The organism is Pantoea sp. AG1095 (assembly GCF_003208415.1).
In the GTDB taxonomy this organism is placed as follows: domain Bacteria; phylum Pseudomonadota; class Gammaproteobacteria; order Enterobacterales; family Enterobacteriaceae; genus Pantoea; species Pantoea leporis.
On record NZ_QKMJ01000018.1, the window covers coordinates 24,386 to 50,202 of the forward strand.

The 25,817-nt window shown below is 50.2% G+C and carries 27 protein-coding genes and 2 pseudogenes; 11 read left to right on the forward strand and 18 right to left on the reverse strand.

Annotated elements, in window-relative coordinates; genetic code table 11:
• Positions 1-82 precede the first annotated feature (82 nt).
• Both DEU53_RS22250 and DEU53_RS22255 read left to right on the forward strand, forming a co-directional pair.
• Positions 83-1,540 carry an MFS transporter gene (locus DEU53_RS22250; protein WP_110868390.1) on the forward strand — a complete coding sequence of 486 codons (1,458 nt, stop codon included), beginning with the start codon at positions 83-85 and terminating at the stop codon, positions 1,538-1,540.
• Between the two features lie 363 nt (positions 1,541-1,903).
• On the forward strand, positions 1,904-2,287 hold the full coding sequence (locus DEU53_RS22255; protein ID WP_101761070.1) for a Rid family hydrolase: 384 nt from the start codon (positions 1,904-1,906) through the stop codon (positions 2,285-2,287).
• A gap of 184 nt (positions 2,288-2,471) precedes the next feature.
• Here DEU53_RS22255 and DEU53_RS22260 read toward each other — a convergent pair whose 3' ends face one another.
• From DEU53_RS22260 to DEU53_RS22280, 4 genes are all read right to left on the reverse strand, one after another.
• The gene (locus tag DEU53_RS22260; RefSeq protein ID WP_110868391.1) at positions 2,472-3,374 is read right to left on the reverse strand and encodes a GGDEF domain-containing protein; all 903 of its coding nucleotides are present in this window, start codon (positions 3,372-3,374) and stop codon (positions 2,472-2,474) included.
• A 381-nt stretch (positions 3,375-3,755) separates the two neighbouring features.
• On the reverse strand, positions 3,756-3,998 hold the full coding sequence (locus DEU53_RS22270) for a hypothetical protein (RefSeq protein WP_110868392.1): 243 nt from the start codon (positions 3,996-3,998) through the stop codon (positions 3,756-3,758).
• On the reverse strand, positions 3,995-4,399 hold the full coding sequence (locus tag DEU53_RS22275) for a VOC family protein (RefSeq protein ID WP_110868393.1): 405 nt from the start codon (positions 4,397-4,399) through the stop codon (positions 3,995-3,997). The genes DEU53_RS22270 and DEU53_RS22275 overlap by 4 nt, the downstream gene beginning before the upstream one ends.
• Before the next feature lie 17 nt (positions 4,400-4,416).
• Positions 4,417-5,160, reverse strand: coding sequence for an SDR family NAD(P)-dependent oxidoreductase (locus DEU53_RS22280; RefSeq protein ID WP_110868394.1), 744 nt, complete (start codon positions 5,158-5,160; stop codon positions 4,417-4,419).
• A gap of 96 nt (positions 5,161-5,256) precedes the next feature.
• Here DEU53_RS22280 and DEU53_RS22285 point away from each other — a divergent pair, with 96 nt between their 5' ends.
• Positions 5,257-6,204: an AraC family transcriptional regulator gene (locus DEU53_RS22285; RefSeq protein ID WP_110868395.1), complete on the forward strand. Its 948-nt coding sequence runs from the start codon at positions 5,257-5,259 to the stop codon at positions 6,202-6,204.
• Positions 6,205-6,344: 140 nt separating this feature from the next.
• Here the strand turns inward: DEU53_RS22285 and DEU53_RS23230 are convergent, their stop codons facing one another.
• Positions 6,345-6,647, reverse strand: a complete 303-nt coding sequence (locus DEU53_RS23230; RefSeq protein ID WP_110868411.1) for a VOC family protein — start codon at positions 6,645-6,647, stop codon at positions 6,345-6,347.
• Positions 6,648-6,725: 78 nt separating this feature from the next.
• Positions 6,726-7,688: a LysR substrate-binding domain-containing protein gene (locus DEU53_RS22295; RefSeq protein ID WP_110868396.1), complete on the reverse strand. Its 963-nt coding sequence runs from the start codon at positions 7,686-7,688 to the stop codon at positions 6,726-6,728.
• Between the two features lie 202 nt (positions 7,689-7,890).
• On the opposite strand from DEU53_RS22295, the gene DEU53_RS22300 reads away from it, so the two are divergent.
• The 3 genes from DEU53_RS22300 (at position 7,891) to DEU53_RS22310 (ending at position 11,179) form a co-directional block, all read left to right on the forward strand.
• The gene (locus tag DEU53_RS22300; protein ID WP_110868397.1) at positions 7,891-8,727 is read left to right on the forward strand and encodes a transketolase; all 837 of its coding nucleotides are present in this window, start codon (positions 7,891-7,893) and stop codon (positions 8,725-8,727) included.
• A gap of 28 nt (positions 8,728-8,755) precedes the next feature.
• Complete coding sequence (locus DEU53_RS22305; RefSeq protein WP_110868398.1) at positions 8,756-9,748, forward strand: transketolase family protein; 993 nt, start codon at positions 8,756-8,758, stop codon at positions 9,746-9,748.
• 96 nt (positions 9,749-9,844) lie between these two features.
• Positions 9,845-11,179: an MFS transporter gene (locus DEU53_RS22310; RefSeq protein ID WP_110868399.1), complete on the forward strand. Its 1,335-nt coding sequence runs from the start codon at positions 9,845-9,847 to the stop codon at positions 11,177-11,179.
• 42 nt (positions 11,180-11,221) lie between these two features.
• On the opposite strand, the gene DEU53_RS22315 is transcribed toward DEU53_RS22310, so the two are convergent.
• The 4 genes and pseudogenes from DEU53_RS22315 to DEU53_RS23240 form a co-directional block, all read right to left on the reverse strand.
• Positions 11,222-11,920, reverse strand: a complete 699-nt coding sequence (locus tag DEU53_RS22315) for a FadR/GntR family transcriptional regulator (RefSeq protein ID WP_110868400.1) — start codon at positions 11,918-11,920, stop codon at positions 11,222-11,224.
• 178 nt (positions 11,921-12,098) lie between these two features.
• The gene (locus tag DEU53_RS22320; protein ID WP_110868401.1) at positions 12,099-12,398 is read right to left on the reverse strand and encodes a putative quinol monooxygenase; all 300 of its coding nucleotides are present in this window, start codon (positions 12,396-12,398) and stop codon (positions 12,099-12,101) included.
• Between the two features lie 27 nt (positions 12,399-12,425).
• Complete coding sequence (locus DEU53_RS23235) at positions 12,426-12,590, reverse strand: hypothetical protein (protein WP_255610334.1); 165 nt, start codon at positions 12,588-12,590, stop codon at positions 12,426-12,428.
• Positions 12,591-12,697: 107 nt separating this feature from the next.
• Positions 12,698-12,865 (reverse strand): annotated as a pseudogene (locus DEU53_RS23240) (glutathione S-transferase N-terminal domain-containing protein); the annotation flags it as partial.
• A gap of 169 nt (positions 12,866-13,034) precedes the next feature.
• Here DEU53_RS23240 and DEU53_RS22330 point away from each other — a divergent pair.
• Complete coding sequence (locus DEU53_RS22330) at positions 13,035-13,634, forward strand: TetR/AcrR family transcriptional regulator (protein WP_110868403.1); 600 nt, start codon at positions 13,035-13,037, stop codon at positions 13,632-13,634.
• 519 nt (positions 13,635-14,153) lie between these two features.
• Here DEU53_RS22330 and DEU53_RS22335 read toward each other — a convergent pair.
• A complete protein-coding gene (locus tag DEU53_RS22335) occupies positions 14,154-16,616 on the reverse strand; it encodes a membrane-bound PQQ-dependent dehydrogenase, glucose/quinate/shikimate family (RefSeq protein WP_233501838.1) in 2,463 nt (820 codons plus the stop codon).
• A 304-nt stretch (positions 16,617-16,920) separates the two neighbouring features.
• Between DEU53_RS22335 and DEU53_RS22340 the strand changes: the two genes are divergently transcribed.
• Entirely contained in the window at positions 16,921-17,349 is a 429-nt protein-coding gene (locus DEU53_RS22340; protein ID WP_110868404.1) for a cupin domain-containing protein, read from the forward strand.
• 156 nt (positions 17,350-17,505) lie between these two features.
• On the opposite strand, the gene DEU53_RS23350 is transcribed toward DEU53_RS22340, so the two are convergent.
• The 6 genes from DEU53_RS23350 to DEU53_RS22360 all read right to left on the reverse strand — a co-directional run bounded on the left by DEU53_RS23350 (position 17,506) and on the right by DEU53_RS22360 (position 22,177).
• Complete coding sequence (locus tag DEU53_RS23350; protein ID WP_370445579.1) at positions 17,506-17,667, reverse strand: hypothetical protein; 162 nt, start codon at positions 17,665-17,667, stop codon at positions 17,506-17,508.
• A gap of 136 nt (positions 17,668-17,803) precedes the next feature.
• Positions 17,804-18,028 (reverse strand): hypothetical protein, encoded by a 225-nt coding sequence (locus DEU53_RS23355; RefSeq protein ID WP_146222861.1) that lies wholly within the window; start codon positions 18,026-18,028, stop codon positions 17,804-17,806.
• A 226-nt stretch (positions 18,029-18,254) separates the two neighbouring features.
• Positions 18,255-19,277, reverse strand: coding sequence for an NADP-dependent oxidoreductase (locus tag DEU53_RS22345; RefSeq protein WP_110868405.1), 1,023 nt, complete (start codon positions 19,275-19,277; stop codon positions 18,255-18,257).
• Positions 19,278-20,096, reverse strand: a complete 819-nt coding sequence (locus DEU53_RS22350) for an oxidoreductase (protein ID WP_110868413.1) — start codon at positions 20,094-20,096, stop codon at positions 19,278-19,280. It lies immediately after the preceding gene.
• A 132-nt stretch (positions 20,097-20,228) separates the two neighbouring features.
• Positions 20,229-21,011 carry an SDR family oxidoreductase gene (locus DEU53_RS22355; protein WP_058960726.1) on the reverse strand — a complete coding sequence of 261 codons (783 nt, stop codon included), beginning with the start codon at positions 21,009-21,011 and terminating at the stop codon, positions 20,229-20,231.
• Between the two features lie 74 nt (positions 21,012-21,085).
• On the reverse strand, positions 21,086-22,177 hold the full coding sequence (locus tag DEU53_RS22360; protein WP_110868406.1) for an alkene reductase: 1,092 nt from the start codon (positions 22,175-22,177) through the stop codon (positions 21,086-21,088).
• Positions 22,178-22,310: 133 nt separating this feature from the next.
• Here DEU53_RS22360 and DEU53_RS22365 point away from each other — a divergent pair, with 133 nt between their 5' ends.
• On the forward strand, positions 22,311-22,859 hold the full coding sequence (locus DEU53_RS22365; RefSeq protein ID WP_110868407.1) for a TetR/AcrR family transcriptional regulator: 549 nt from the start codon (positions 22,311-22,313) through the stop codon (positions 22,857-22,859).
• Positions 22,860-22,953: 94 nt separating this feature from the next.
• Here the strand turns inward: DEU53_RS22365 and DEU53_RS23250 are convergent.
• Positions 22,954-23,273: pseudogene (locus DEU53_RS23250) on the reverse strand (tyrosine-type recombinase/integrase); the annotation flags it as partial.
• A 609-nt stretch (positions 23,274-23,882) separates the two neighbouring features.
• Here DEU53_RS23250 and DEU53_RS22375 point away from each other — a divergent pair.
• Together DEU53_RS22375 and DEU53_RS22380 are read left to right on the forward strand one after the other, a co-directional pair.
• Positions 23,883-24,428: a cysteine hydrolase family protein gene (locus tag DEU53_RS22375; protein WP_110868408.1), complete on the forward strand. Its 546-nt coding sequence runs from the start codon at positions 23,883-23,885 to the stop codon at positions 24,426-24,428.
• Between the two features lie 257 nt (positions 24,429-24,685).
• Entirely contained in the window at positions 24,686-25,588 is a 903-nt protein-coding gene (locus tag DEU53_RS22380) for a pyridoxal-phosphate dependent enzyme (RefSeq protein WP_110868409.1), read from the forward strand.
• Positions 25,589-25,817 lie beyond the last annotated feature (229 nt).

Below are 25,817 nucleotides of genomic sequence, written 5' to 3' on the forward strand. Positions count from 1 at the left end.
CCTGCACTGATTGGTCAACTGCACATTCTGCGATGACCACACATCCCTAACAGGGACCGTACCGTTCCATAAGGAGTGATCTATGTCGGCACATAGCATCCTGCAAGCCGAGCCACGCCGTTGGGCTATGTTTGTCATTTTATTGGTAGGTGCATTTTTGCCACCGCTCGATTTTTTTATCGTTAATGTGGCACTGCCTGCTATTCATAATGAATTGAGCACATCTTCCTCAGCAGAACAGCTGGTCATTTCATCGTACGCCGCTGTGTATGCCGTGACATTAATCACCGGAGGTCGTCTGGGCGATATTTATGGTCGGGGAAAAATGTTTTTTCTTGGGCTGATTGGTTTTACCGCGGCATCATTGCTGTGTGGTTTTGCCTGGTCATCCTGGATACTGATTGCTGGACGCATATTACAGGGCGCCACGGCCGCCATTATGGCTCCTCAGGCGCTCGCCGCCGTGCAGTCCATTTTCCCCGAAGCGGAGCGACCCTTAGCGCTCAGTATATATGGAGCCGTGTTTGGTCTGGCCTCCGTTATTGGACAGGTTCTGGGCGGCATTCTGATATCAGCCGATCTCTTCCACCTTGGATGGCGGACAATTTTTCTCATTAATCTGCCTGTGACGCTGCTGGTGATTCTCTTTGGCCTGCCACTGCTGCAAGAAAAACGGCCGCGAGCTGCTCAGCGACTTGACCCCGTTGGCACACTGCTGGCCACATTAACGCTGAGTACACTGATTGTGCCGCTAATCGAAGGGCGTGAGGCGGGGTGGCCCTGGTGGACGTGGCTGTTATTTTCTGCTTTCCCGCTGCTGGCCTCACTGTTATGGCGATATGAGCACAACCTCAGTCGCAAAGGGGGATCGCCACTGCTCAACCCGAGCGTGTTACGTGCGCCAGGGCTAGGCCAGGGACTTATGATTGTTTTATTGTTTTATTCAATCGGCGCGTTCTTTCTTCTGTTTTCTGTCTATCTGCAGAGTGCCTTACATTTAAATGCCTTGGTTGCAGGCACGCTTTTTCTACCCTTTGGTGTCGGATTTCTCATTGGTCCGTTACTGACACCGTATCTGAGGCAGTATGCCGGAAATTACCTTAGCGCCATCGGAATGGGATGTGAAACCGCAGGTTTGGCAGGTATGGCAGGATTGATCGCTACGACGATGCCCGGTCACTCTCCCGCGATGCTGCCGCTCGCCATGCTACTTTTCCTGACTGGGCTGGGGCAGGGGCTGGCAATGCCAACTCTGGTGCGGATGGTGACAGGCCGGGTCGCGCCACAGTTTTCAGGTATGATTGCTGGCGTAACCAGCTCGACATTACAAATTAGCACTGCGCTAAGTGTCGCGGTTATCGGCGGCATTTTTTACAGCATGCTGGGGAACGGTAACAGCGTCGCAATCATTACCCATGCTTTTATCGTCGCGCTTCTGACGATGGCTATCTGCCTGGCTGTAGGGACAGGGTTAAGTATCAGGCTAATTCGGCGCTCCTTTGATCGCTCCATGACTCCGGATGGCTTATCTCAAAGGTAACGCGACAGTTCTCAGCTGACGGTAAGCGCCATATAATTAGGCAGCAAGCTGAGAACTTTTTTTTATTTTTAGTTTCCTGACAGGCTGCGCAGTTTCTGCAGGAAGTATGCACAACGATAATTCTTTGTTTTGCACGTACTTCAGGCAGATTATTTATTTTATCGTATCAGGGATTCATTCGATATTCATGAATGAATCGTGACATAAGAGTCGTCCGCGACTGGCACAATAAGGATATGCGCGCATGGCAATATCTTCTATGCTCAATGAGCAATGGGTGGATAGGTTGAACATCCTGAGCGCTGAGAGCATTTAATGTTGTAAATGCTGACATTTATTAACTCATCAACTGGTGATGAAATTATGAAAAAATCTATCGTCCCTGAAGAATTTCAACACTATTTCGATGATTGGCACTTTTCCCCCGTTATCGAAGCAGATGGCACAGTATATCTTTCCGGTGTTACCGCAGCACGAAGAGATAAACCTATAAGTAAGCATCCTGAAGAACAATTTCATGATGCCTTTTATAAGCTTGGCGTTTATTTAAATGCCGCTGGTTTAAACTATGAACACATACTTGAGATGACCACTTTTCACATTGACCTCAAAAAACATATCGACGTTTTTTCCAGAGTAAAAGATGAGTATGTAAAGGCGCCATATCCAGCTTGGTCAGCTATAGGCGTGTCAGAGTTCATTCCTGAGAATGCCCTTGTGGAAATGCGGATTGTGGCCAAAAGATAGTTTTAGGCGTGGGCACTAAAATAATAGTTGTGTCGGTTTCTGGCATTAAGCGGACTGGTATGTCAGCTCCGCTATGAGCGAAAAGCGGACATCCGACTTTTCCATAAAAACCGTTAGCTTTCAGTTAATCAAACAAAAGAGGGCGGAAATTCTCCTTAACTTTCTTCCTCCCTTTTATGGAAAATTAATTATTTTTAAAAGACTGGTCGTAGATAATGCAATCTCTACCTGCTCTCTTAGCTCTGTACAGGGCATCATCAGCTGCATTGATAGCAGAGGAAGATGAGTCATGTTTAAGCTTGGTTGCCACACCAATGCTTAGCGTGATACCGAAACTTCCGTTGCATGCATCTGAAACCGAAGTTTTAATTTTTCTGATGATATCTTCTGCGTTGATATTATCAAAGATAACGATGGCAAATTCTTCACCACCCGATCTTGCAATAAAAACATTCTCGCTTACAAGATTACTTAGCCTCAGCCCGGTATCTCTCAACACCCTGTCTCCAGCCTCATGACCATATGTGTCATTAATTTTTTTGAAGTGGTCAATATCAGCAATGCAGATAGTTCCTGACCGGTTCTCCAATCCTCTCAATATAACATTCAAATGTCTTCTGTTAGGCAACCCTGTTAATTCGTCTGTAAGTGAAAGATTAACCGCTGATTTATAATTATGGTTCACGTAGGATATAAACTTTTCAAATAAAAAAATAATCATTAATATGGCTGGAATATAAATAATTGAAGCAATTAATGATGCTGTATCTCTTTCTATTAAACCCAGTCCGCCTGCCATTGAAGCCAGGGATGAGTTCAAAAGCAGAAACAAACTCACTCTAAAAACAAGCAAGTTCACCTCAGTAGATTGGATATTAAAAGATTTCCTGATAAACCATGCCATCACTGCTACAGTGCAAGAATTAATGAAGAAATAAAAGTTGATTTTTGAAGTGTCACCAATAGCAAAAGAGAGAACAATAATCAAGGTTGCCATAAAGCAAGTATAAGTGATCACCATCCTATAAAGAAGTCCTTTAGGAGATTCAACTTCATGTATGAGTTTGTCATGTATCTTGAAATTCATCACGCTATCCTGTTTTGGTCAGGTATAAATAGTACCACATAATTATTTATGGAGGTGATGGTTTGTGTGGCTGAAGTGACTAATCAGGTATGCTAATTTATTTTTTCACATGCAGAAAAAAAGGCTTCCAACTCAATCCTGCTGATTTGCTTTCTATTTATGATTAGATACTTATGGTTTCAATATTGTTCAGGATATACCCGACCTGCTCAGAAATTATTAATGTAATGCAAGACTACCAGCGCCCATTTCTGGCACAAAGGGGACATGTTTAGAAATGAGGTCTGCAATGAGTGAAGAGGGAAAAATAACGCTTCAGGCTCCGTTCATACAGTCTAACCTTACTGCCATATGCAGCATAAAAACTTGGCGGCTTTATACTCAGCGCCATAAGTCGGTGGATCTTCCCGTCAGCCCCGGTAACTTCCGCAACTGCGCGTGCGCGATTTCACCAGTGTCCTCCAGGCCGAAAACCCGCATACTGACGTCAAGTTCACCGGCAAATACTCCCAGTCGCTGCCTGTTTCTGCCGGCAATGATAATATTCAGGCCGGCACTTTTAGCCTGTGCGGCGGTCATACGTCCCGTGTATCCGGTGGCGCCATAAATCAGTAGTGTTTTCATGATTGAGGGTGCTGCCATTCTTTAAAGACAAATTCAAGGCTGTAGCCATCGGGGTCGAAAACGCTGGCGGCGTAGTAGCGGGGATCGTAGTGAAGCCGGGCGCCAGGTGCGCCATTGTCAGACGCGCCGGCACGCATGGCTGAAGCATAGGCTTCATTCACCATTGTTTGATTTCGCGCGACAAACCCGACATGTACAGTAGCTGGCGCAATAGTTCCTTCGCGTAGCCAGAAAAAGATCCGGCCTTGAACACCGAACCCTTTCAAATCCGGGTGGCCTGGCGGCCCCTCTTTTCCGTCATAATCATGACGAACCGTGATGCCGAGAGGAGCAAGCGCTTCCGTATAAAAACGGACAGAACGGTCTGTATCGCTGACCGTTAAAAACAGATGATCGAGCATAAAATCTCCGGAAGGATTCAGATTTGGTAGCCGCCGGCGACCTCGATGGATTGTGCGTTGATCCAGACGCTGTCATCAGAGACCAGGCCTGCGATTACCCGGCCGACATCATCCGGCTCCCCCATGCGTTCCAGCGCGGTCTGTGAGGCGAGCAGTTTCTCAAATTCTTCGTTCAGTCCTCCGCCCAGCGACGTACGGGTTGCACCCGGAGAGACTGCGTTTGCCCGGATGCGCCGCGGCCCGAACTCTTTGGCCATATAACGGGTCAGTACTTCAAGGCCGCCTTTAAAGGCAGCGTAGAGCGCAACACCTGTCGTGGCCACGCGCGTGGTGGCGCTGGTAACGTTGATGATGTGTCCTCCATCGCAAATCAGAGGCAGCAGCTTTTGGGTTAGGAAAAAAGGGCCCTTCAGGTGCACGGCAAAAAGAGTGTCGAACTCACTCTCCGTCACCGTTTCAATCGGGTTGAAGAGCCCAAACCCGGCGTTGTTTACCAGCACGTCAATGTGCTCACGTTCCCAGGTGATACTGACTATCTCAAGTAAGGCATCGCGGAAAGTGCCGAAGGTTTCGGTGCGAGCCACATCCAGATGCAGCGCAACGGCATGGCCGCCTGACGCTTCAATCTCCTTCACAACCCTCAGGGCAGATTCAGGATGGCTGTTATAAGTCACAATCACCCCCATCCCTTTAGCCGCGCACTGCTGCGCCACACTGGCGCCAATTCCGCCACTGCCGCCGGTAATCAGTACAATTTTCAAGGTTTCATCCTTTCTGTCTGCGAGAGGAAAAAGGATAAAACCTCCGGGACAGCTCAGCCTCTGCGTTCCTGCTCGATTCTTGCCTTTTTCTGCTTTATGCTCGCTTTAATCATACTGAGGAGGCTGACCTTGACACTGGAATCCCTGCTTGACGAACTGCGCCTTCTGGCCGCTCATGCCCGAAACTGGCGAACCGAAACCGGTATACCGCGTGTGGCAATGGTGCAGGGGGACGTTCCCGCGCATGCTCTGGCTGCGGTCTATGAGCCGATGGTTAATCTCATACTGCGGGGAAGTAAATCCATGACGGTAGGTGACCGGGTATTCCACTACAACCCTGCTTCTTACTTTGTCATGTCAGTAGATTTGCCAGCCGTAGGCGAAGTCCTTCCCGAGGCCACCGGTGCTCCTTATCTCGCGGTTAGTCTGACCCTGACACCTGAGCGGATAGCGACGTTGTTGGCTGATTTACCTCCCGTGAAGGCTGATCCACAGTCGGGTGCTTTTTCCGTTGCTGCAGTCACGCCCGAGCTGCTGGATGCCTGGATAAGAATGCTTCGCCTGATGAAGAGCCCTGAAGATATCCCGGCTCTCGCACCGGTATATGAACGTGAAATCCTTTATCATGTTCTGAAAGGCCCACATGGCTGGATGCTGAGGGATATTGCTTCACCGGGAACCATGCTGGCGCGGATAGGTAATGCGATTCGCTGGATAAGACATAATTTTGCTGATGAATTTGTGGTTGAATCACTGGCCGCACAGGAAGCCATGAGCGTATCGGCTTTTCATCGTCATTTTAAGTCCGTGACAAACATGAGTCCGGTCCAGTATCAGAAGCGCGTACGTCTTCTCCATGCCAGAACCAAATTACTGGCGCGCCAGCAGAGCGTCACATCTGTTGCCATGGAGGTGGGTTATCGCAGCGTGCCTCAGTTTAATCGCGAGTACGCCCGTTTCTTTGGCCGCTCTCCTTTGAAAGACGTTGCAAGTCTAAGGTACGACGCTGATGGTGCAGAAAGCCCGCTGAATCACCACGTTTGATGCGGCAGTAAATTTTGCTGCCGTAACAAAGCAATAACTCACCACACGATATTTCACTTCGCGGGTAGCAGACAGGCGAAACTAGCAGGCCGTAATTCAGATGGGGTTCAATTTCGCAAAGTGTCGTCCGGCCATCTTACTCATCCTTTCTGACAGACGACTTCGATGTTATTACCGTCAGGGTCTAAGATATAAGCGGCGTAATAGTGAGAGTGGTAATGATGGCGAATTCCCGGTTCGCCATTGTCTCTACCGCCTACCTGTAGAGCGGCACGCCAGAATTCGTCGACTATGGCCCGTTCACTGGCAGCAAAAGCCAGATGTGTTGAAGCGACTGTTATGTCTTTATCATGAAGCCAGAGCCTCGATGCAGGGAGCGTATACCCGCTATGAGTGAGAAGCGTCAGTTCATGATGCTGACTTTTGCTATCAGCCCTCTGGATATTTCCTCTCTTTCATCAAGTGAAAAGGAAGTCTTCAGCCTAAAGCTGTAGGTCTAGAGAGCATCTTATGCACCCGGATTATGATGGAGATACGGACGTTGTCTGACTGTCAGACGGGCCGGTAAGGGCAGGTGTATTTACAGTCCCGGCAGAGCCTAAATTTTCTTCAAACCATCCCAGAAAATTCTGCAGCTTTGGCCTGCTCCGGTAGCCCAGCGGCATGACGAGATGATGTGCGCTGATGGTATGGCTAAACTGCTCAGGAAGGATCCTGACCAACGTACCCTGACGCAGGAATTTCTCTGCCAGAAGCTCGCTTTCAAGCACTACACCGTGCCCCATCGCGGCGGCTTCCAGGCTCATGTATGAACGATCAAACCTGAAAAGCCAGGGCTGGGCGGGCTGGGCGATGTTATGTGCCCGGAACCACTCAGGCCAGCGTAGTAATGTATTTTCCGAATAGATAAGCCTGCGTGAGATCAAATCCTCTGGCGCACTAACGGGTGCGTGCGCAAGGTACTCCGGTGATGCCATGGGCAGAATGCGTTCATTTCTCACGGACCTGATATCGAAACCTTCCCATGACGGAAGACCATGTCGGATAGCGATATCCACTTCGCCGCGTCCGAAATCCACGTCCTCATACGAGCATGCCAGCTTAACTTCGGTGCCGGGATACTGCTGCTGAAATGACTGAATGCGCGGTAAAAGCCACAGGTAGCCGAAGGTGGGTGAGCTGTGAATATGGATTTTGTTCACGCGGCCTGCGGCCTTCATCTCCGCGGTTGCCTGAATCAGCCCCTGTAGATGCACGCCAATGATCTCCAGGTAAGCTTCTCCCCTGGCGGTCAGTTTCACGCCGGCAGCGTGACGTTCGAACAGCTGGCACTCCAGGCTCTTTTCCAGCGTGGCTAGCTGATGGCTCGCGGCTGACGCAGAAATACCCAACGCTTCAGCCGCACGAACCACGTTTCCCGCCCGGGCAATATGCTCAAAAACCTGGAGACACTTCAGTGAAGGGATCTCCGCATAATTTCTCATTTTTCAAACCTTGTAACACCAGACTGACCCTATTTTATCAGCTTCAAAAAGGCGGTCACAGTCAATTCTCATTAAATGGTTAACCATTTATCGAGATCGCTCTCACAGTTATTTATTTATACAGCAAGCGTAAATGGACATAAGAACGAGGTTTGTTGTTAAGTGGTAAACCATTAAGACATATCACTCAAGGGGACTTCTGATGTCAGAACTGAATCACAACCTTCACGGCCTTTCTGAACACGCTTATTCGATTCGCCGGCATGCCCTGCGTATGGGCGCCGTGCAGGGGCAGGGTTATATAGGGCAGGCACTGGGCATTGCCGATGCGCTCACGGTGGCCTATTTCCATGCCATGTCCTTCCGGGCGGAAGATCCTGAATGGGAAGGTCGTGACCGCTTTCTGCTTTCAATCGGTCATTACGCAATTGGCCTGTACGCCGCTCTCATCGAGGCAAAAATCATTCCTGAGCACGAGATCGAGAATTACGGTAGCGACAACAGCATTCTGCCAATGTCCGGCATGGCGGCCTATACCCCGGGGATGGAAATTACCGGCGGCTCGCTAGGGCATGGTTTGGGTATTGCTGTTGGCATGGCGCTGGGCCTTAAGAGAAAAGGGAACAATGCGGCGGTGTATAACCTGCTGTCGGACGGTGAGCTGAATGAAGGGTCGACGTGGGAGGCCGCGCTTTCCGCCAGCCACTGGAAGCTCAACAACCTGATCGCGCTGGTAGATGTTAACCGCCAACAGGCGGACGGAGACAGTCAGGAAGTTCTGGCCACTGAGCCGGTCGATAAAAAGTTTGAGGCGTTTGGCTGGTTTGCTCAGCGCGTGAACGGGCACGATTTGCAGGCACTTGTCAGTGCATTCGATGCGGCCCGGCATCACGCGGGCGATCAGCCACGCGTGATCATTCTCGATACGCTGATGGGCAAGGGAGTGCCTTTCCTGGAAGAGAGAGACAAAAATCACTTCATTCGCGTAGCTGATGCCGAGTGGCAGCAGGCACTTGATGTCCTGAAACGCCATATCTGAAAATCACTTCCGACTCAATGAGGCCACTATGACCACTAAAAAACTGACCACATCTGCCATGATTGCTTCAATTGCTGAAGAGGGGCAGGCAACCATTCCGGCTCCCTTTGGCCATGCCCTGGTCGAGCTCGCAAAAAAACACAATGATATCGTCGGCATGTCGGCAGACCTGGCGGCCTATACCGATTTGCACATTTTCTCGCGCGAGTTCCCGGAACGGTTTTATCAGATGGGTATGGCTGAGCAGCTGCTGATGAGCGCCGCTGCAGGGCTGGCCCGCGAGGGGGCTACGCCTTTTGTCACCACCTATGCCGTGTTCGCCGCACGACGAGCCTATGATTTCATCTGTATGGCTATCGCAGAGGAAAAGCTTAACGTCAAAATCATCTGTGCATTGCCGGGGCTCACAACGGGATATGGCCCCAGTCATCAGGCAACAGAGGACATTGCTATTTTTCGCGGCATGCCGAACATGACCATCATCGATCCATGCGATGCGATTGATATTCAGCAGGCTATTCCGGCCATATATGAACATGAAGGTCCTGTCTATATGCGCCTGCTGCGAGGAAAAGTGCCGGTCATTCTGGATCGGTTCCCTGACTACAGGTTCGAGGTCGGAAAAGCGAAGCTGCTGGCAGACGGCCACCAGGCGCTGATTATTTCGACTGGCCTGATGACCATGCGCGCCATTCAGGCCCGTGACCTGCTGGAAAAAGAGGGTATCAGCGTCGCGATACTGCACTCCCCAACCATCAAACCCCTGGATGAAGCAACTATTTGCCGTGAGGCGGAAAAACGTAACTGTCTGGTGATCACCGCAGAAAACCACACGGTGATTGGCGGACTGGGCGAAGCCGTAGCCTCCGCGCTGATGCGAAACGGAATATTCCGGCCATTCAGGCAGGTCGGGCTGCCGGATAGATTCCTGGATGCTGGCGCGCTGCCAACGCTTCATGACCGCTATGAGATATCCGCACGTTCACTTGCCTCCAACATTGCATCCTGGATTAATCAATAAAGCATGTCATCCACACGCCTCTGCGTGTGCAGGGGTGTGTGCGACTCTGTTTTAAAGCCTTGCCATTGAAAATATTCGAAAGATAAAGGGCTTATCATGATTGATAAATTAAAAAGGAAGAGTCAGTACAGATGGTTTGTGATAGCACTCATTTTTATACTCTTTATGGTTGCACAGGCAGACCGGGCAAACATCGGCTTCGCTATTCCTTTTATCCAGAAAGAATATGACCTGACCAATTCAGAGATAGGTCTCATCATCAGCCTGTTTTTTGCCGGTTACGGACTATGTCAGATCCCGGCGGGCTTTTTTGTTAAACGTAAAGGGATCCGGTTTTCCTATGCCGCCGGTATGCTGCTGACATCCGTCTTCACGTTTATGATGGGCAAAGTTGATTCTGTCTGGCACCTTAAAATTCTGCGCGCGCTGGTGGGCGTCAGCGAAGCTCCCGTCGTGATCAGCTCAACAGCCACCATCAACAACTGGTTTCCAACGAAAGAGAAGGGGACGGCCACGGGCATTTTTCTGGCCGGTTCAAAATTCGGCCCGTTGCTGGTTCCTCCCATCTGTGCCTGGATTCTGATTCATTATGACTGGCGCCATATCTTTCTGTTCTTTTCAATACCGGGAGTCATTCTGGCTTTGGTGTGGTATGTCCTGGTCAGGAATACCCCGGCAGAAAGCCGCTTTGTGAATCAGCAGGAGGCGGATTACATCGCGGAAGTCAGCCGTGATGAAGAAGGGAGCAAGCGACGTTTCAAAAGCCGGGCGTTCCGCTATGGCTTCATTGACCGCATGATCAGAACGACAAAGCTCACCCCACTCGACTCATCCCGGTCTATTTTCCGGTCATGGGATATTTACGGTGCAGCAATCGGTTACATGTGCATGGTGGGGATTGTTGACGGCGTGATTATGTCCTGGCTGCCAAAATATCTTCTGCAGGAACATAAGCTGTCCATCGTGGCTTCCGCGGCGCTGGCTGCCACGCCGTTCGCTGGAAACGTGATAGGGAATCTTTGCGGCGGTTGGATTTCGGATAATCTGCTGGCCAAGCGCCGCAAGCCGCTAATGATGTTCAGTGCAGTCTGCACGATTGTGATGACAGGGTTGATGACTATAGCGCCACAGAACCCCTACCTGCTGGGCCTGCTGCTGTTCTGCCTGGGATTTCTGATAGCGCTGGGGTACTCAGCTTACTCGGTATATGCCATGGCCCGGGCGTCCAGGGAAACCTATCCGGTCGCTTACGCGATTATTAACATGGGCGGGCAGCTGGGAGCGGTGTGTATGCCTCTGATCGTCGGAGTATTGCTGGATAACTACAGCTGGAATGCGGTGTTCATCACGCTGGGTATCGCCGCGGCACTTTGTCTGGTGGTGGTCTTTACCATTCGTGAACCTCTGCCTGCAGGTGCTGAACTGGAGTGACAAACAGCCAATGTAGCCGGCGGCATGCAGCCGGTTGCATGATCACTGCATAAGCAGATTCATCAGCATATTTTCCCGCTCCCAGTGGGCGAAATGTGCCTCCATGGCTGCCCTGGCGGCATCGGGATCGCGGGCCGCAATGGCCTTAACAATATCTTTGTGATTGCTGTTAATGCGGGTTTCCGATTCGTTCAGACCTTTCATGATGCTGCGTCGTTTTCTTAGCAAATCGGCGATGAAAGAAGCGATGCTCTGATAAAAAAGCATGATGACAGGATTATGGGTCATACCAGCCAGCACCAGGTGAAACTGATAGTCTGCCTCAACCTTTTCTTCAAAACCTTCAACCGCCACCATCAGATCGCTCAGGCGTTCGAGTTCGGCAATTTCTTCATCAGATGCATGCGTGGCCGCTTCTTCGGCCAGCATTTTCTCGAACATTTCCCGGGCGTCTTCGATGGTATCGAGCGAGATGTAGCCTAACTGTGAGGCAATATCAAAATAGAGGTTGGCAAATGACAGGCGAGGCATTCTGAGAAACGTTCCGCTTCCCTGATTACGCTCAATAAAACCAAAAAATTCCAGAGAGGAAAGGGCATTTCGGATAATGGATCGCTGAACCCCCATTTTTTCCGCCAGGACCCGTTCAGAAGGCAGTCTGTATATGCCATTTTTATCAATCGCAGCAGTCGCGAGTATCCGTTTGATCAGGGACTGACTTTCTTCGGGGATTCCGGTCATGTTTATCACATAAGATGATTACAGAGGGCGGGTGGGTTACCGAATATCCTAACGCCTGCATCAGGGGATGACAACATAAGAGGCGTGCCGGGCGGGGACAGAACAGCATTCTGAGCAAAAGTTACCCGTTCTCCCCGCAGGTAATGAAATCAGACCATTACCTGCCGGTCAGATGGTTTCAGGCGTTTCCGCCCGCTATTTTTTTCAGTGCCACGACTTCTGAATGCTCAATATACGGCGGGAGTTCGCTGAAGAGTTTAACGATATGGTCAGCATTCAGATGCTTTTGTAGTAGGTCAAGAGAAGACCATTCTTCGGTCCAGACAAAACGACGGGGATTCTCTGCGTCCTGGTTAAGCTGATAAGTAATGCAGCCTTCTTCACTCAGAGTTCTCGCAATGACGCTGCAAAACATTTCTTGAACCTTATCTTCAAAGCCTTCCTTAACAGTAAATAATGCGACGACCGGTACAGTCATAGTGCCTCCTGAATAGTAACAATTGGCTTATTGAGCCTGATCAAACAAGTTATTCACGCCGCTCAGGGCAGACATGAAATCAAGATAGATGCGCGTCTTTGCACCGAATCGGATGTCATTGACAATCGTGAGCGAGCGCAATAAGGGATAAAGCCTGAAGTCCGATTCATTGATCTCTTCCCAGTACTCCAGGAGAGTCTCGAGTTCACCGAGCTGGCATTCCCTGTGCCTTTCAGGAACCTCCCGCCATACTGCCCATCAACGTAGTGAACGATATCCCTACTCCCAGCCATGAAAGTGCCGTCGTCCTTCTCAAGAATGGGAGCAATCTTTTTACCGACCATGCTGGTGGGCGTTTCAGCATCAGCTTCAGACATAACCCGCAGTTCAAAAGGAATTTTCTTTATCCCGAAAATCATGCGGGCCCGGACGCAGAATAGACAATGCTCGTAAATATATAACTTCATCAAGCAGCCTCCCTGTAGATTCTAGATTACTCACAAGTAACATTACTCAAAAGTAATGTTACTTGTGAGTAATCTTGGTGTCCACACATAATCCATTATTTTACTTAGCTGTTAGAGAGTGATTACACTAGATGCGTTGCTGATCCAGTTTACTTATCGGAGCCCTGCTTTGTCACATCGCGTTACCCAGCCTCAGAACAGTCCGCAGCCTACCAGAGGCGAAGTAACCCGCCAGCGCCTGCTGGAGCATGCCTGCCGCGAATTCGCCAGACTGGGATTTCACAGCACTAAAGTGAGCAATATCGTCAAAGCCAGCGGGCTGAGCCAACCCACGTTTTACATCTATTTTGACAGCAAAGAAGCCGCATATGAGGAGCTCATTCATGAGTTTCGCCGCAGACTCAGGATCATCACGAAAGATTTGCTGATCCAAAAGCCCATCGGCGGAGAAGCCTTGGTCAAAAGTCTCCAGTTCAGCTTTATCAGTTTTCTGAGTTTTCTCGCACAAGATCCGGATCTGACAGAAATTGGTTTGTTCCAGCCGCCGGGCTGCACGGAAACTAAAGCCTCGCTCGCCGTATGGATCGCGGACAATATTGCACAGGAGCAGGAGCTGGGGGTGTTCAGCAAGGACGTCGATGCGCTGACGGTCGCGCGATGCTTCGTCGGGATGATCGATCAGGCTGCCAGGGTTCCCCGGGATGAAATGACTTTGGAAGAGCTGGCAATGGGCTGTGCGCGTGTGCTGTGTAAGGGCATAGGGCATTGAGTCGGGTTTTACACCCTTAATCAAAAAAGTGGCGGCAAAAAAACTAAAACTCAGACATCTGTCCTTTTAATGACTCTGATAGAGCCTGCACCTCCACGTCTGCAAAAAATTTAACCATTTCTACCGCATCAACGAGGGTAAATCCCCGTTGCGTGCTGTCTGTGGTCTCGTTAAGCGTCTCACTCGCATAAAGTGTATAGCATTATCCCGTCTCTTTTTACTGCATGGTTAACTTGCCTGACAGCACTTAGGCTGCATCGGCATGGGTGGGTATGCCGGGGTAATTCCGTGTGGGGTGGGAGGGTCATACGCATGACGGAAAGCTGTGGCCTGCCCGAAGGATAGTGCTAATAAGGCTGCCCGCTCCATGCTTTGTCGCTCTGAAGTAGGAGTTCGTGCTGCAGGTAAACCTGCAGCGGTTTTTTTTAGCGTGTTCATCCTTCATACACTCTCCTTAAATTTAATTATCGCTGAGTGTAGCAGCCGCAAAAACGGCACCCGCAGGTGCCGTGATGGCTATCAGATTGTGTCCGGTAACGCGTAGGCGATGACGTAATCGCCTTTACCTGTTCTCATGAAATGATGTCCGGTTGCTTCGATCACCACATACTCTTTACCGTTCTGTTCATAAACCATTGGGTTTGCCTGGCCACCTGCCGGCAGCGGCGCTGACCAGACCGTTTTCCCGGTTCTAATATCAATGGCACGGATAAGGTCATCCGTCGCTGCTGCAATGAAGACCAGCCCGCCTTTGGTGACGGCAGAACCCCCATTGTTAGGCGTTCCGATGTTGATCGGCATACCGGTTGGAATGCCAAATGGACCATTTTTCCTGGCCGTCCCCAGCGGGCGATCCCAGACGGTGTGCCCGGTACGCAAATCAATTGCACGAATGCCACCGTACGCGGGCTCGTTGCAGAGCATGCCGGTAAAGCCATTCTGCCAGCCCGGATTGATGTTCAGCGCAAACGGCGCGCCGCTCTGTGGTGTCAGCGGACTGGCATGGGTGTCAAGGTTATAGCCAATTTTATCCGAAGGATGGACGTGAAGCTTATCCGCAACGCTCCTTGCCACAAACTCGGTATAGTTAACGGTGTTGTTATAGTTGGCAATGACTAGACCATTCACAGGGTCAACTGAAACGCCACCCCAGTCACTTCCGCCGTTGTAGCCCGGATAGGAAATAAACGGTCTTCCGATTGAGCCCGGCGTATAGGCGCCTCTGTAGTCAGCCTGCTGGAATTTAATCCGGCAGTACAGCTGGTCCAATGGCGTCAGCCCCCAGGTGCTGGCAGGCGTCAGATCCGGTTTGCGCATGCTATTGAAAGTGGAATATGGCTGGGTCGGCGAACGCTTATCCGGGTCGGTTCCTCCCTGTGGCGCTGGCTTTTCAATCACATCAAACAGCGGCTTGCCATTTTCACGATTAAGAACGTAAAGCTCAGCGTTTTTGGTCGGCAGAATGATAGCGGGAATTTTACTGCCATCGGCCTGAGGATAGTCAACGAGGGTAGGAGGTGAGCCCAGATCGAAATCCCAGATGTCATGATGGGTCGTCTGGAAGTTCCAGCGCGGGAGCCCGGTGTTGATATCAAGTGCTACCAGCGAATCGCCGTACTTCAGCTCAGCAGGGGTACGCGGCGCGCTCCAGTAGTCACCGGAAGGGTTAGCGACAGGAAGATACACCAGCCCCAGTTTTTCATCACCGGTAAACGAGGTCCAAACGTTAGGACTTCCGCGCTTGTAAGCGTCATTGCCGTGCTTGGGCGTGGCGTCCTCTGGATTAGCAGCATCCCATGCCCACTTTAGCTTGCCGGTTCGAACGTCGTAGGCTTTAGTAACGCCTGGCGGGCCAAAGACACGCTGGCCGTCAATGACCTGATGACCAACAACAATCGTATCCCTGATCACTACCGCTCCGGAGGTAATCGAAACGTAGCCGGTGTAGGTTTCACCCATATCCTTAAGGATCGATACCTCGCCGTTATTGCCGAAATCAGTGCAACGGGTTCCGTCCTGCGCATCCACCTCGAATACACGGGCATCAAGCGTGCCCAGAATGATCCTGCGATCACAGTGTTGATAAACAGCAGCAATAGCAGGAGCCGAAGCCGGCTGCGAAGGCTGTTGAGAGGGCTTCTGAGTACCGTCAAAATAGGCCAGAGAGCGGCATGCGGGGGTATATGGCAGCGCATCCCGGTTAATTTTAGGGTCAAAGCGCCATTTTTGTTTTCCCGTAGTAGGGTCTAAGGCGACTATGTTGTTTGCAGCTGTACAGACATACAGGAAGTCACCCACCTTGATTGGTGTGTTCTCCGTACCCCAGCGAGCGCCTGGTGGCAAATCTCCCGCATGCGTCTGCCAGGCAACCTTCAGTTTACTGACGTTAGCAGGCGTAATCTGTGAGGTAGAGGAATAACGCGCTGCAGACAGATTTCCACCATAGGCAGGCCAGTCATTTTTGACCTCCTGTGACGTAGTGCCGGTGCCGGTGTCAGCGGAAAAGTTTTTACCGTCAGGTGCCGGAAAACCATTGGCTTCGGTCGTGTTATGAGGAAGAAATGCCAGACCGCCCGCGCCAATAAAGGTGAGAACCAGTACTCCCGTCACAGCCCCGCTGTGCTTACGCTGCAGGCGTGGAAGCAGCGTTGACAGGTGGAAGGAGAACGCGATCGCCAGCACCAGTATCAGTGCGAAACGAGGCACCCAGCGCCAGTAATCCGTACCGGATTCAGATATCGTCCAGAACAGCGTGCCGAAGAACAGCAGGCTGAACCAGAGAACCGCAATAGCTTTCCCCCTGAAAAGGGCCACCCCAGACAGAATGCTGAGGACGCCTGCAATGGCGTAATACCAGTTACCTCCCAGCGAAATAAGCCAGACACCGCCGGCAAGCATGTAGATTCCCAACAGCAACAGTATTGCTGCAAGCAGTTTACCGACCCATCCTGGACGGTTCTTGAAGTTTGAAGGTTGATTCACGATTATGACCTTGCCTGTATGAATAATTAAACTAAATAAAGCGCGCAAATTGTTATCACGATGTAAGTATTTTGTCACACCAGTTATTTATATTAAGCACTAATTATCCAATGGGCTTTTAATTCATGAGTGCATGAGAAAAAACTCAGTATATTAAGAATGAAAATGTATGCCTATAGTTTTAAGGGGCAGGTGCGCTTGAGTAGTGAGGTATTAATCAGATGGTTGGGTTCATAAAATATCTGCTTTATTTATCTCATAAAGTACGCATCTGAAATTTCGTTAACTTTAAAAGGGATTAAATATGGGAACTAAAAGCCAAAAGAAATCCGAGCGGTTCATTCCTGCTGAAATAGCCAAGAAACTCCCTGAGACCTCTGAAAGCATGCTAGCGGATGAATATCTGACGGACAGGCCTGAAGCCAGTTGTAGGGTCTTCCGAGCCTACAAAGGTGTTCCCCCGCATTTCCATCAGCAGTGTGATGAGTATTTATATGTTGTATCCGGCAGAGGGACGTTCTGGATGGAAGATGAAAGCACCGAGGCCGAGTTTGCTCCGGGTCACCTGTTATTTTTTGAGCGTAACGTGGTTCATGCGCTGCCAACGCTCATTGAAGAGCCTGTCGTTTTCCTGTCCATCGACAGTCCCCGTCGGGAACCTGATGATATCATTTTTGTGAACCCTGAGGACGGCTCTGCGTCTGACTTTATGCTACGTAACGGGCAGGGATAGCGCGCAATTGCCCGATGTTCTGCCGTGAGTGTTCTGGCGACAGAGGTCGGGCAGGCCACATATCAAAGCCGTACCTGTCATGCGTGGCATGGTCTTCTGATGCAGAGTTCAGTTAGTGTGATTTCATTCAAAAGCAATAAGTCAGCTAAAGCCGGTTTAGAAATCAGTATTTGTTTCAACCGATTCACCATTAATCGCATTTTCCAGACTGAGGTGAATTTTTTCACCTATAGCCATGGCATTATCAATTAACTCATCCAAATCATGATCTGTCACCACGACCGCATTTCCGTCTTTATTCTTTCCGCCACGATGCACCAGATGTTAACGTTTTAACGTAGCTAATTCGATAGCATCAATTGGCGCTTCGCAGATAAATATCAAAGGTGGCTTTAAATCGATTTTTTAATCCGAGCAGCATTATGCTAACTAGCCCTGATATAATGCACCTTCACTACTTTGATAAGCTCTTCCCTGATTTTTTTACCGGTTCTCCTTTGAAGGTAAGGGCGATGATCTCTTTGCTGAATTTAAGCTCGGTTTTGGCCTTTTCAATAAATTCGGCAATGTATAAATCATCTTTATTAATACGCATTATTGAATAATTCAACAAAGAGCGTTTCATGGGCGGTAATGACATTCGTCTACAAGATACTAAGCCGATGATCTTTTCGCTCATTATTAAAATCACCGTCAGCCAGAGATCTTATACCTTCAACTATTAATTTCTCATTCAGAGCCGTCGCATCCGCTAACGGCAGGAAACGGACGCGCGCGTCAGGCTCGCTATGAGCGAATAGCGGACATTCACGGCCATCAATTTAGCAGACAACATGCCCTTGATATATCGTCAAATTAGTGGAGTTTTTCTTTCGATATTCTTAAACAGATTCAAATTTCATTAGTTATGACTCCTGCATCTTAACGACTACTTTGCCCTTCGCGTGCCCCTGACCCAAATAGGCAAGAGCTTCCTTTGCTTCTGTAAAAGGGAATACCTCGTCGATCACCGGCTTGATTTGTTCCGCCTCAATGAGTTTGCCGATTTGGGCGAGCTGATCGCCATCAGGACGGACAAAAAGAAATGAATAAATGAGGCCTCGATTTTTTGTAAGACGTATGATCTTGCGGCTCATCAACCCGAAAACTAAACGCAGCAGGACGTTTAGTCTCCGCGACCGGGCGAACGCAGCATCTAATGGACCGATGAGAGAAACAATCTTTCCACCCGGTTTGAGAATTTGGGTGGATTTTTCAATTGAATCGCCTCTGATAGTGCCGAGAACCACATCGTAGCCGCTCAGCTCGTTTTCAAATTCCTGCTTTTTATAATCAATCACTTCGTCTGCGCCAAGATGACTCACCCATCCGGCGTTGTCTGTGCTGGTTGTCGTGGCCACCTGTGCGCCAAGGTGCTTCGCCAGTTGGATGGCAAAACTGCCAATCCCCCCGGAACCTGCCGGGATGAAGACCTTCTGACCAGGCTGCAACCCGGCTCGCTCTGTCAGCGCCTGCCAGCATGTGAGGCTCACCATCGGGAGCGAAGCCGCCTGCACGAAATCCAGGTTCGTGGGTTTTATGGCTGCAGCGCTCTCTGGCACCACTGCAAACTCCGCAAGAGAACCTATTCCCGTGTCGAAAGTGCTGGCGAAAATTTCGTCACCAGGCTTGAACCGCATCACTCGACTCCCCACGGCGATGACAACCCCGGCTAAGTCGCTTCCCAAAGTGGCGGGGAGTTTAAAATGCAAAACCGGTTTGAATATTCCGGTTGGGATCATGTTATCAATCGGGTTCAGACCCACAGCGAAAACTTTTACCAGGATTTCATTATCATCGGGGGAAGGGCAATCGATGTTATCGAATCCCAGCTCAGGGGATTTACCATAGCGTTTAAACGTAAGTGCTTTCATCGTCTTATTCTTCATTTATTTTTTCGCATCAAGCTGAAGACTTTTGCGCACCACATTATCCAGGAATGACGCAGGGGCGAATCTGAGAATAAAATTCAATTGACCTGCCAGCCTTCCCGCCGTGTAGCGCACCTTCGGGCGTAAAGTCTGAGCAGCTTTAACCACCACGTCAGCCACCACCTCCGGACTTTCCGCCTCAGCCATTGCTTTGCTCACCACTTTCGTCAGCTTAGCCCGGATCTGGTCATACTCCTGAAGCTTTGCATCCGCCTCGATATTATTGGCTTCAAACTGTGTTTTCATGTAGGCAGGTTCGATGACAGACACTCTGATGCCCTGTGTGCGCAGTTCATGATCCAGTGCTCCGGTATACCCTTCGACCGCATGCTTACTGGCAGCATAAAGTGCCACATACGGCAACGGAACGATGCCGAGTATCGAACCGATATTGATGATGCGCCCGCTGCCCTGACGGCGCATATGAGGGATCACTGCGCGGCTCAACCTGACGATGCCCAAAAAGTTGGTGTCGAAAATGTGTTTGGCCTGTTCGACAGAACTCTCTTCCGCCGCCGCAGGAGCAACCCCAAAGCCCGCATTATTAACCAGAACATCGATTCGCCCCTCCAGACGCAACAGCTCCTCAATGGCGGCCTCGACAGAAGCGTCGTCCGTCACATCCAGCGCCAGTAAAGGAAATGGATGCTTTCCCGCCTGAGCGCCACGCCGGCTCGTACCATATACCGTAAATCCTGCGGCTAAAAGTTTATGACCAGACGCTTCGCCGATACCCGAGGACGCGCCGGTAATCAGTGCAACACGTTTTTTTGCCATGCTGAATAAGGCCTTCATGAGATGTTTTAGGTTTCTCATCGCTGATGAGACGACAGGCTGTAATGGATTTATGTCGGATTTACCGCTGTGCAGAACAGCCGGAAGACCGTTCTGCACAGGACACCTCATTGATTACAGTGATTTATATCGTTCTGCGGATTCATCTTGTTTGATGTCTGAAAGCAGAGCCTGACGCGAAGCATCCAGGGTGTCCCAGCGGGCAGCATTATGTAAAGGCGGAATGGTAACCCGTTCACGGCGGTCAAAACCTACCAGTGCGGCATCCACTAACTCGCCCACTTCCATGAATTTTGCCGAGTTAGTGATGTCGATACCCGCACGGTCCCAGATTTCCGTGTAAGTGCCGGCAGGGAGCACCGCCTGGATATAAATGCCTTTAGATGACAGCTCGACATTCATTCCCTGAGACAGGAAAAGCACGAAGGCTTTGGTGGCGCCGTAAACCGTCATGGCAAATTCTGGGGCGAGGCCGACGATGGAACTGATGTTGACGATCGATCCCTCGCCTGCTTGCACAAAGCGTGGTGCCACGGCACTGGCAAGTCTCGTCAGCGCAGTAACATTAAGCGCGATAAGGCTTTCTATTGAATCAGGTGTCTGCTCTGTAAAACTGCCGGACTGTGCAATACCCGCGTTATTGATAAGAATGCCAATCTGCGCGTCTTCACGCAGGCGAGCTTCGACCACAGCTAAATCGCTCGTTTGCGTAAGGTCAGCAGGCAAAACATCGACAGAAATGCCATTTTCCTGTCGCAGACGATCGGCCAGTATTTCTAACTTCGTTTTGTCGCGCGCAACCAAAACCAGGTCGTGGCCCCGGCGGGCGAACCGTTCAGCGTAAACCGCACCAATACCCGTGGATGCGCCTGTAATGAGAACTGAAGCTTTAGTCATAATTTGATCTTCTTTATTAAAGTGTAAACAGAATTCGCCATGTGCGATGTATGAAGAACCGTCACACCGGTGCTTTACTCACTGGTCTCAGTCAGCGACGGGTAATCGGTATATCCCGCTGCGCCACCGCCATAAAGTGTTTCAGGATTGATTGAGGCCAGAGGTGCGCCCGTCTTCAGCCTTTCGACCAGATCGGGGTTGGAGATGAATGGGCGACCAAACGCGAACAGATCGGCTTTACCCTGCGCAAGCTGAGCAGACGCCAGTTCCAGGTCATAGCCATTGTTGCCAATGTAGGTGTGTTTAAAACGCTGGCGCAGGGAGTCGTAATTGAACGGGGATACATCACGCGGGCCGCCCGTCGCACCTTCAACTACATGGAGGTACACGATGCCTAATGCGCTGAGTTGGTCAGCGACGTAATCATATTGCTGCTGCGGATCACTGCACGAAATCGCATTAGCAGGAGAAACCGGTGAAATACGTACGCCGGTGCGGTCAGCACCAATCTCATCTTTTACAGCCGCCGTGACTTCCAGCAGCAGGCGCGCACGATTCTCAACAGAGCCGCCGTATTCATCAGTACGCTGATTTGCGCCATCTTTGAGGAACTGTTCCAGTAGATAACCATTCGCGCCGTGAATCTCTACGCCGTCAAAGCCGGCGGCAATGGCATTGGCCGATGCCGTTCTGAAATCGTCGATAATCCCCGGTATTTCCTGCAACTCCAGCGCACGTGGCTCAGAAACATCAGCAAAGCCATTGTTCACAAAGGTTTTTGTCTCGGCGCGAATGGCAGACGGCGCGACCGGTGCAGCACCACCCGGCTGTAAATCGACATGAGAAATTCGTCCTACGTGCCATAACTGTACAAATATGCGCCCACCTTTGGCATGCACCGCGTCAGTCACTTTACGCCAGCCATCGATCTGAGCCTGCGTGTAGATCCCCGGCGTATCCTGATAGCCCTGCGCCTGTGCGGAGATCTGCGTGGCTTCAGTGATCAGCAATCCTGCTGTGGCACGCTGGGCGTAGTAGGTCGCCGCCAGTTCGCTCGGTACCAGCCCCGTTCCGGCTCGGTTACGTGTCAGCGGTGCCATCACGATGTGGTTGGCCAGTGTTAGTGAGCCAAGTTCATAGGGTTGAAATAATGTCTGATTCGTCATGCTTATTCGCCCGTTAATGGTGGGTTAAGGTGTCAATATAATGATGATGATCATAATCTATAATGTCAACTCGTTTGATTACGGTCATCATCAATGTATACTTAAACTCAATTTTTAAGAGGGGCAGGAAAGCATGAAAGTGTCGAAAGAACAGGTTCGGGAAAACCGGAGACGCATTGTTGAAACGGCCTCAGAACTCTTTCGCGAACGCGGTTACGATGGCGTGGGCGTGGCGGAACTGATGTCAGCGGCAGGCTTAACCCATGGCGGGTTTTACAAGCACTTTGTTTCAAAGGCAGACCTGATGGCGGAAGCGATGAGCTGCGGATTTACGCGTTCTGCAGAAAGCACGGCAGGTGTGGACCGGGAAAAATTTATTGAATACTACCTCTCCCGACAACATCGCGATGATATGGGAAAAGGGTGCGTGATGTCAGCACTGGGCACCGATACATCCCGTCAGTCTGAATCAATTAAGGCGACATTTGCCGCCGGACTTGAAAGCCAACTCGCCGTTTTAGGAGCTGAAAATGGCACGCGCGCTGACCTGATAGATACCATCGCCCATCTTGTGGGAGCACTGGTGTTGTCTCGTGCCTGCCCAGATAATTCCGCTCTGGCTGATGAAATTCTGGATGTCTGCCGTGCGCGTCTTGTTAATCATGAAGCCAGTGAGGATTGAATGTGTTGGGCTTAGGGGACTTTTTTAGCAGAGCATATAAATAAATCATCAACGTCTGCTTCTGGCACAGGGCTGCTGTTGCAACCCTCGCTAGTTAGACTTCAATCGATTCAGATATCTCCAGGGCATCATCGACTTTAATGCCCAGGTAACGAACTGTGCTTTCGAGTTTTTTATGGCCCAACAGAAGCTGGATTACCCTCAGATTTTTTGTTTTTTGTAAATTAGATAAGGTTTAGTCCTGCGCATAGAATGCGTGCTGTAAAGCGAATCGTCGAGACCGAGCTTCTCAATCCATCCGTGAAAAATACGGTTATATTGCCGGGTTGAGATGTGGCGTTCTGAGCCGACGCGAGACTGGAATAGATAGTCGCCATTTCGCAGGTGAGCCATTTTGATCCAGGCCGCTACTGCCACCTGTGCAGTATGAAGAATACAGAGTAGCCACTTTAAGTAAGGCTGAATGTGTCAAACTTTTCGATGAAACTAACCACAAAAAGTTCATCCTTAGCCACGAACGCAGTTTCATGAAGCCGTTGCTATCTGATAAACAGCATTAACCTGCTATAAGATGCAATGAGATAAATAGACGAGCTAAGCCAAGTGAAACTGCATAACTCAGATAATATCTGCTTCTGCCAAAAAGTGTAATGACGTCAGGCCAATGTCCCATGTTAGCGAGAAGCGGAAGCCAAATTGCTTTCCTTTGCGGGGCAGGGGGTGCCAACAAAGCTCGGCAATATTGAGGAAACACATTTGTTGAATCCGGTAAATCTCAGTGCTAAAAGAAAAGAGCAGTTTTTTTGGATTCGTTGTGTTTCCTGTTCCTGATACCCAACCCATAAGAGAAAGTCAGAAAATGATTAAGTCAGTTCATCCAGTTACAACCGTTACCACCACCGGAACTTTCGGCGGCGTGGGCGTATCTGTGACTGGCTCCTGACAAAACAGACTCTGACTCCCCGCCAAACCGGACGGGGAAGAAAATTTCTCCGTTCATGACTCACTGAATGGAGATACATCATGATTTCATCTGAAAATGCGCTTTTAGTTATCGATATGCAGCAGGGACTTTTCCGTGGCACCGCCTCACCGTATTTTGCCGACTCGGTTCTGTCTAACATCTGCTTGCTGATTGAAAAAGCGAGGCAGGCTAAGGTGCCCGTATTTTTTGCCCGCCACACCGGACCTGATGATTCTCACTTCTCTGAGCAAAGTCCGTTGACACAACTGATACCCGAAATGAATGTGAACGCTGAGCACGATGTCGTGTTTATCAAAAAGCACCCCAACTGTTTCCGGGATACGAACCTGCAGCATCAGCTTAGTCAGCGAGGTGTTAAGGAACTGGTTATCGCCGGGATGAAAACAGAATTCTGTGTGGACACTACCTGCCGCGCAGCACCCGAACAGGGATTCAGGACCGTGCTGATTTCAGATGCGCACACGACAATGGATAACAATTACCTTTCCGCAAATGAAATCATCAGCCACCACAACGTCACACTAGCTGGCCCGTTTGTGTCGCTCGCGACAGCAGCTGACTGGGCCTTTCACTCTGAGAAATGAGTTGAGACTGAGAGCCGCCCTCAGGGCGGCTAAGGTGCTTAAAGTCCTCTTCTGGCACGAAGCAGAAGTGCGTCTTAGACAAGGTCCGCTATGAGCGAGAAGCGGACGAACCATTACTTTGTTAGGACGTAACTGTAACCAGTACTTTCGTTAGACGTTGTATCCATCCCTTTACGCTCGTACCCCTTATGATAAATCTGTCCCTCAGACTGAAACGCTCCCGTTTATCAGGAAAAGAAATCATAAGGAACACACTCATGGGAATAAGTATCCGGACTCCTCTTATACATTCACTGCCTTTAAGTCAGCATTGCGAATGCCATGTCTGGCTTAAAATGGAATCTTCCCAGCCGACGGGATCGTTCAAGCTCAGGAGCGCGGAGAATATTTGTCGCCACTACGCGGAAAGGGGCGCAACAGCCTTCATCAGTTCATCTGGCGGCAATGCAGGCATAGCGGTGGCACATTGCGGCCGCAAACTGGGGTTGCCGGTGACTGTCGTGGTGCCAGAAAGCACGTCTGCCAGGGCAAAAGAGCTTATCGAGCAGGAAGGCGCGAGGCTTATTGTGCACGGGAAGGTATGGAGTGAGGCGAACGACTACGCCCTGTCACTGGCGACAGATGACATCATCTGTGTGCATCCCTTTGATCATCCACTTTTGTGGGAGGGCATCAGCACAATCGTGGATGAGGTCATCAGCGAAGGGGTAAAGCCTGATGCGGTGATCCTTTCCACTGGTGGCGGAAGCATGCTGTCCGGCATCGCTCAGGGGCTGGAGAAACATCAGCTTGGCCATATTCCGCTTTACGCCGTAGAAACCCACGGCACGGCCTCTCTTCACGCCTCGCTTAATGCCGGTAAGCTGGTGCGTCTTGATAAGGTCAGCGGCATAGCCACGACGCTGGCCGCAAGTCAGGTGTGCGAAAATGTTTTCAATGTGGCCAGACGGCTGGATGTCAGAAGTATGCTGGTTTCCGACCAGGAAGCGTTGCAAGCCTGCCGGCGCTTTCTCGATGACCATCGAGTACTTACTGAGCCAGCATGCGGCGTGTCACTCTCACTTTTGTACGACCGTAAGATCAGGTTTAACGCTGCTGATAACGTACTGGTCATTGTTTGCGGCGGAGCATCGGTCACGCTGGAAGGGATAGCGGGCTGAGAGAAAAGCAAATTGATTCTGCCGGGGTTTATGCACAAATAGGTTTTGCGAATTGTCGGTTAGTTAATCTTTAAAATAAATTAAGTCCGCTTTGGCACAACGCAAACAGGCGCGCGAGTCAAAGCCCGCTTAGAGCTGTGAGTTCAACTGATGGATGCAACACATTGGTTAAAACGCTCTGCGGGTGATTCATAGTCTAACGTTTTTCTCGGTCTTTCGTTGAGCTGTC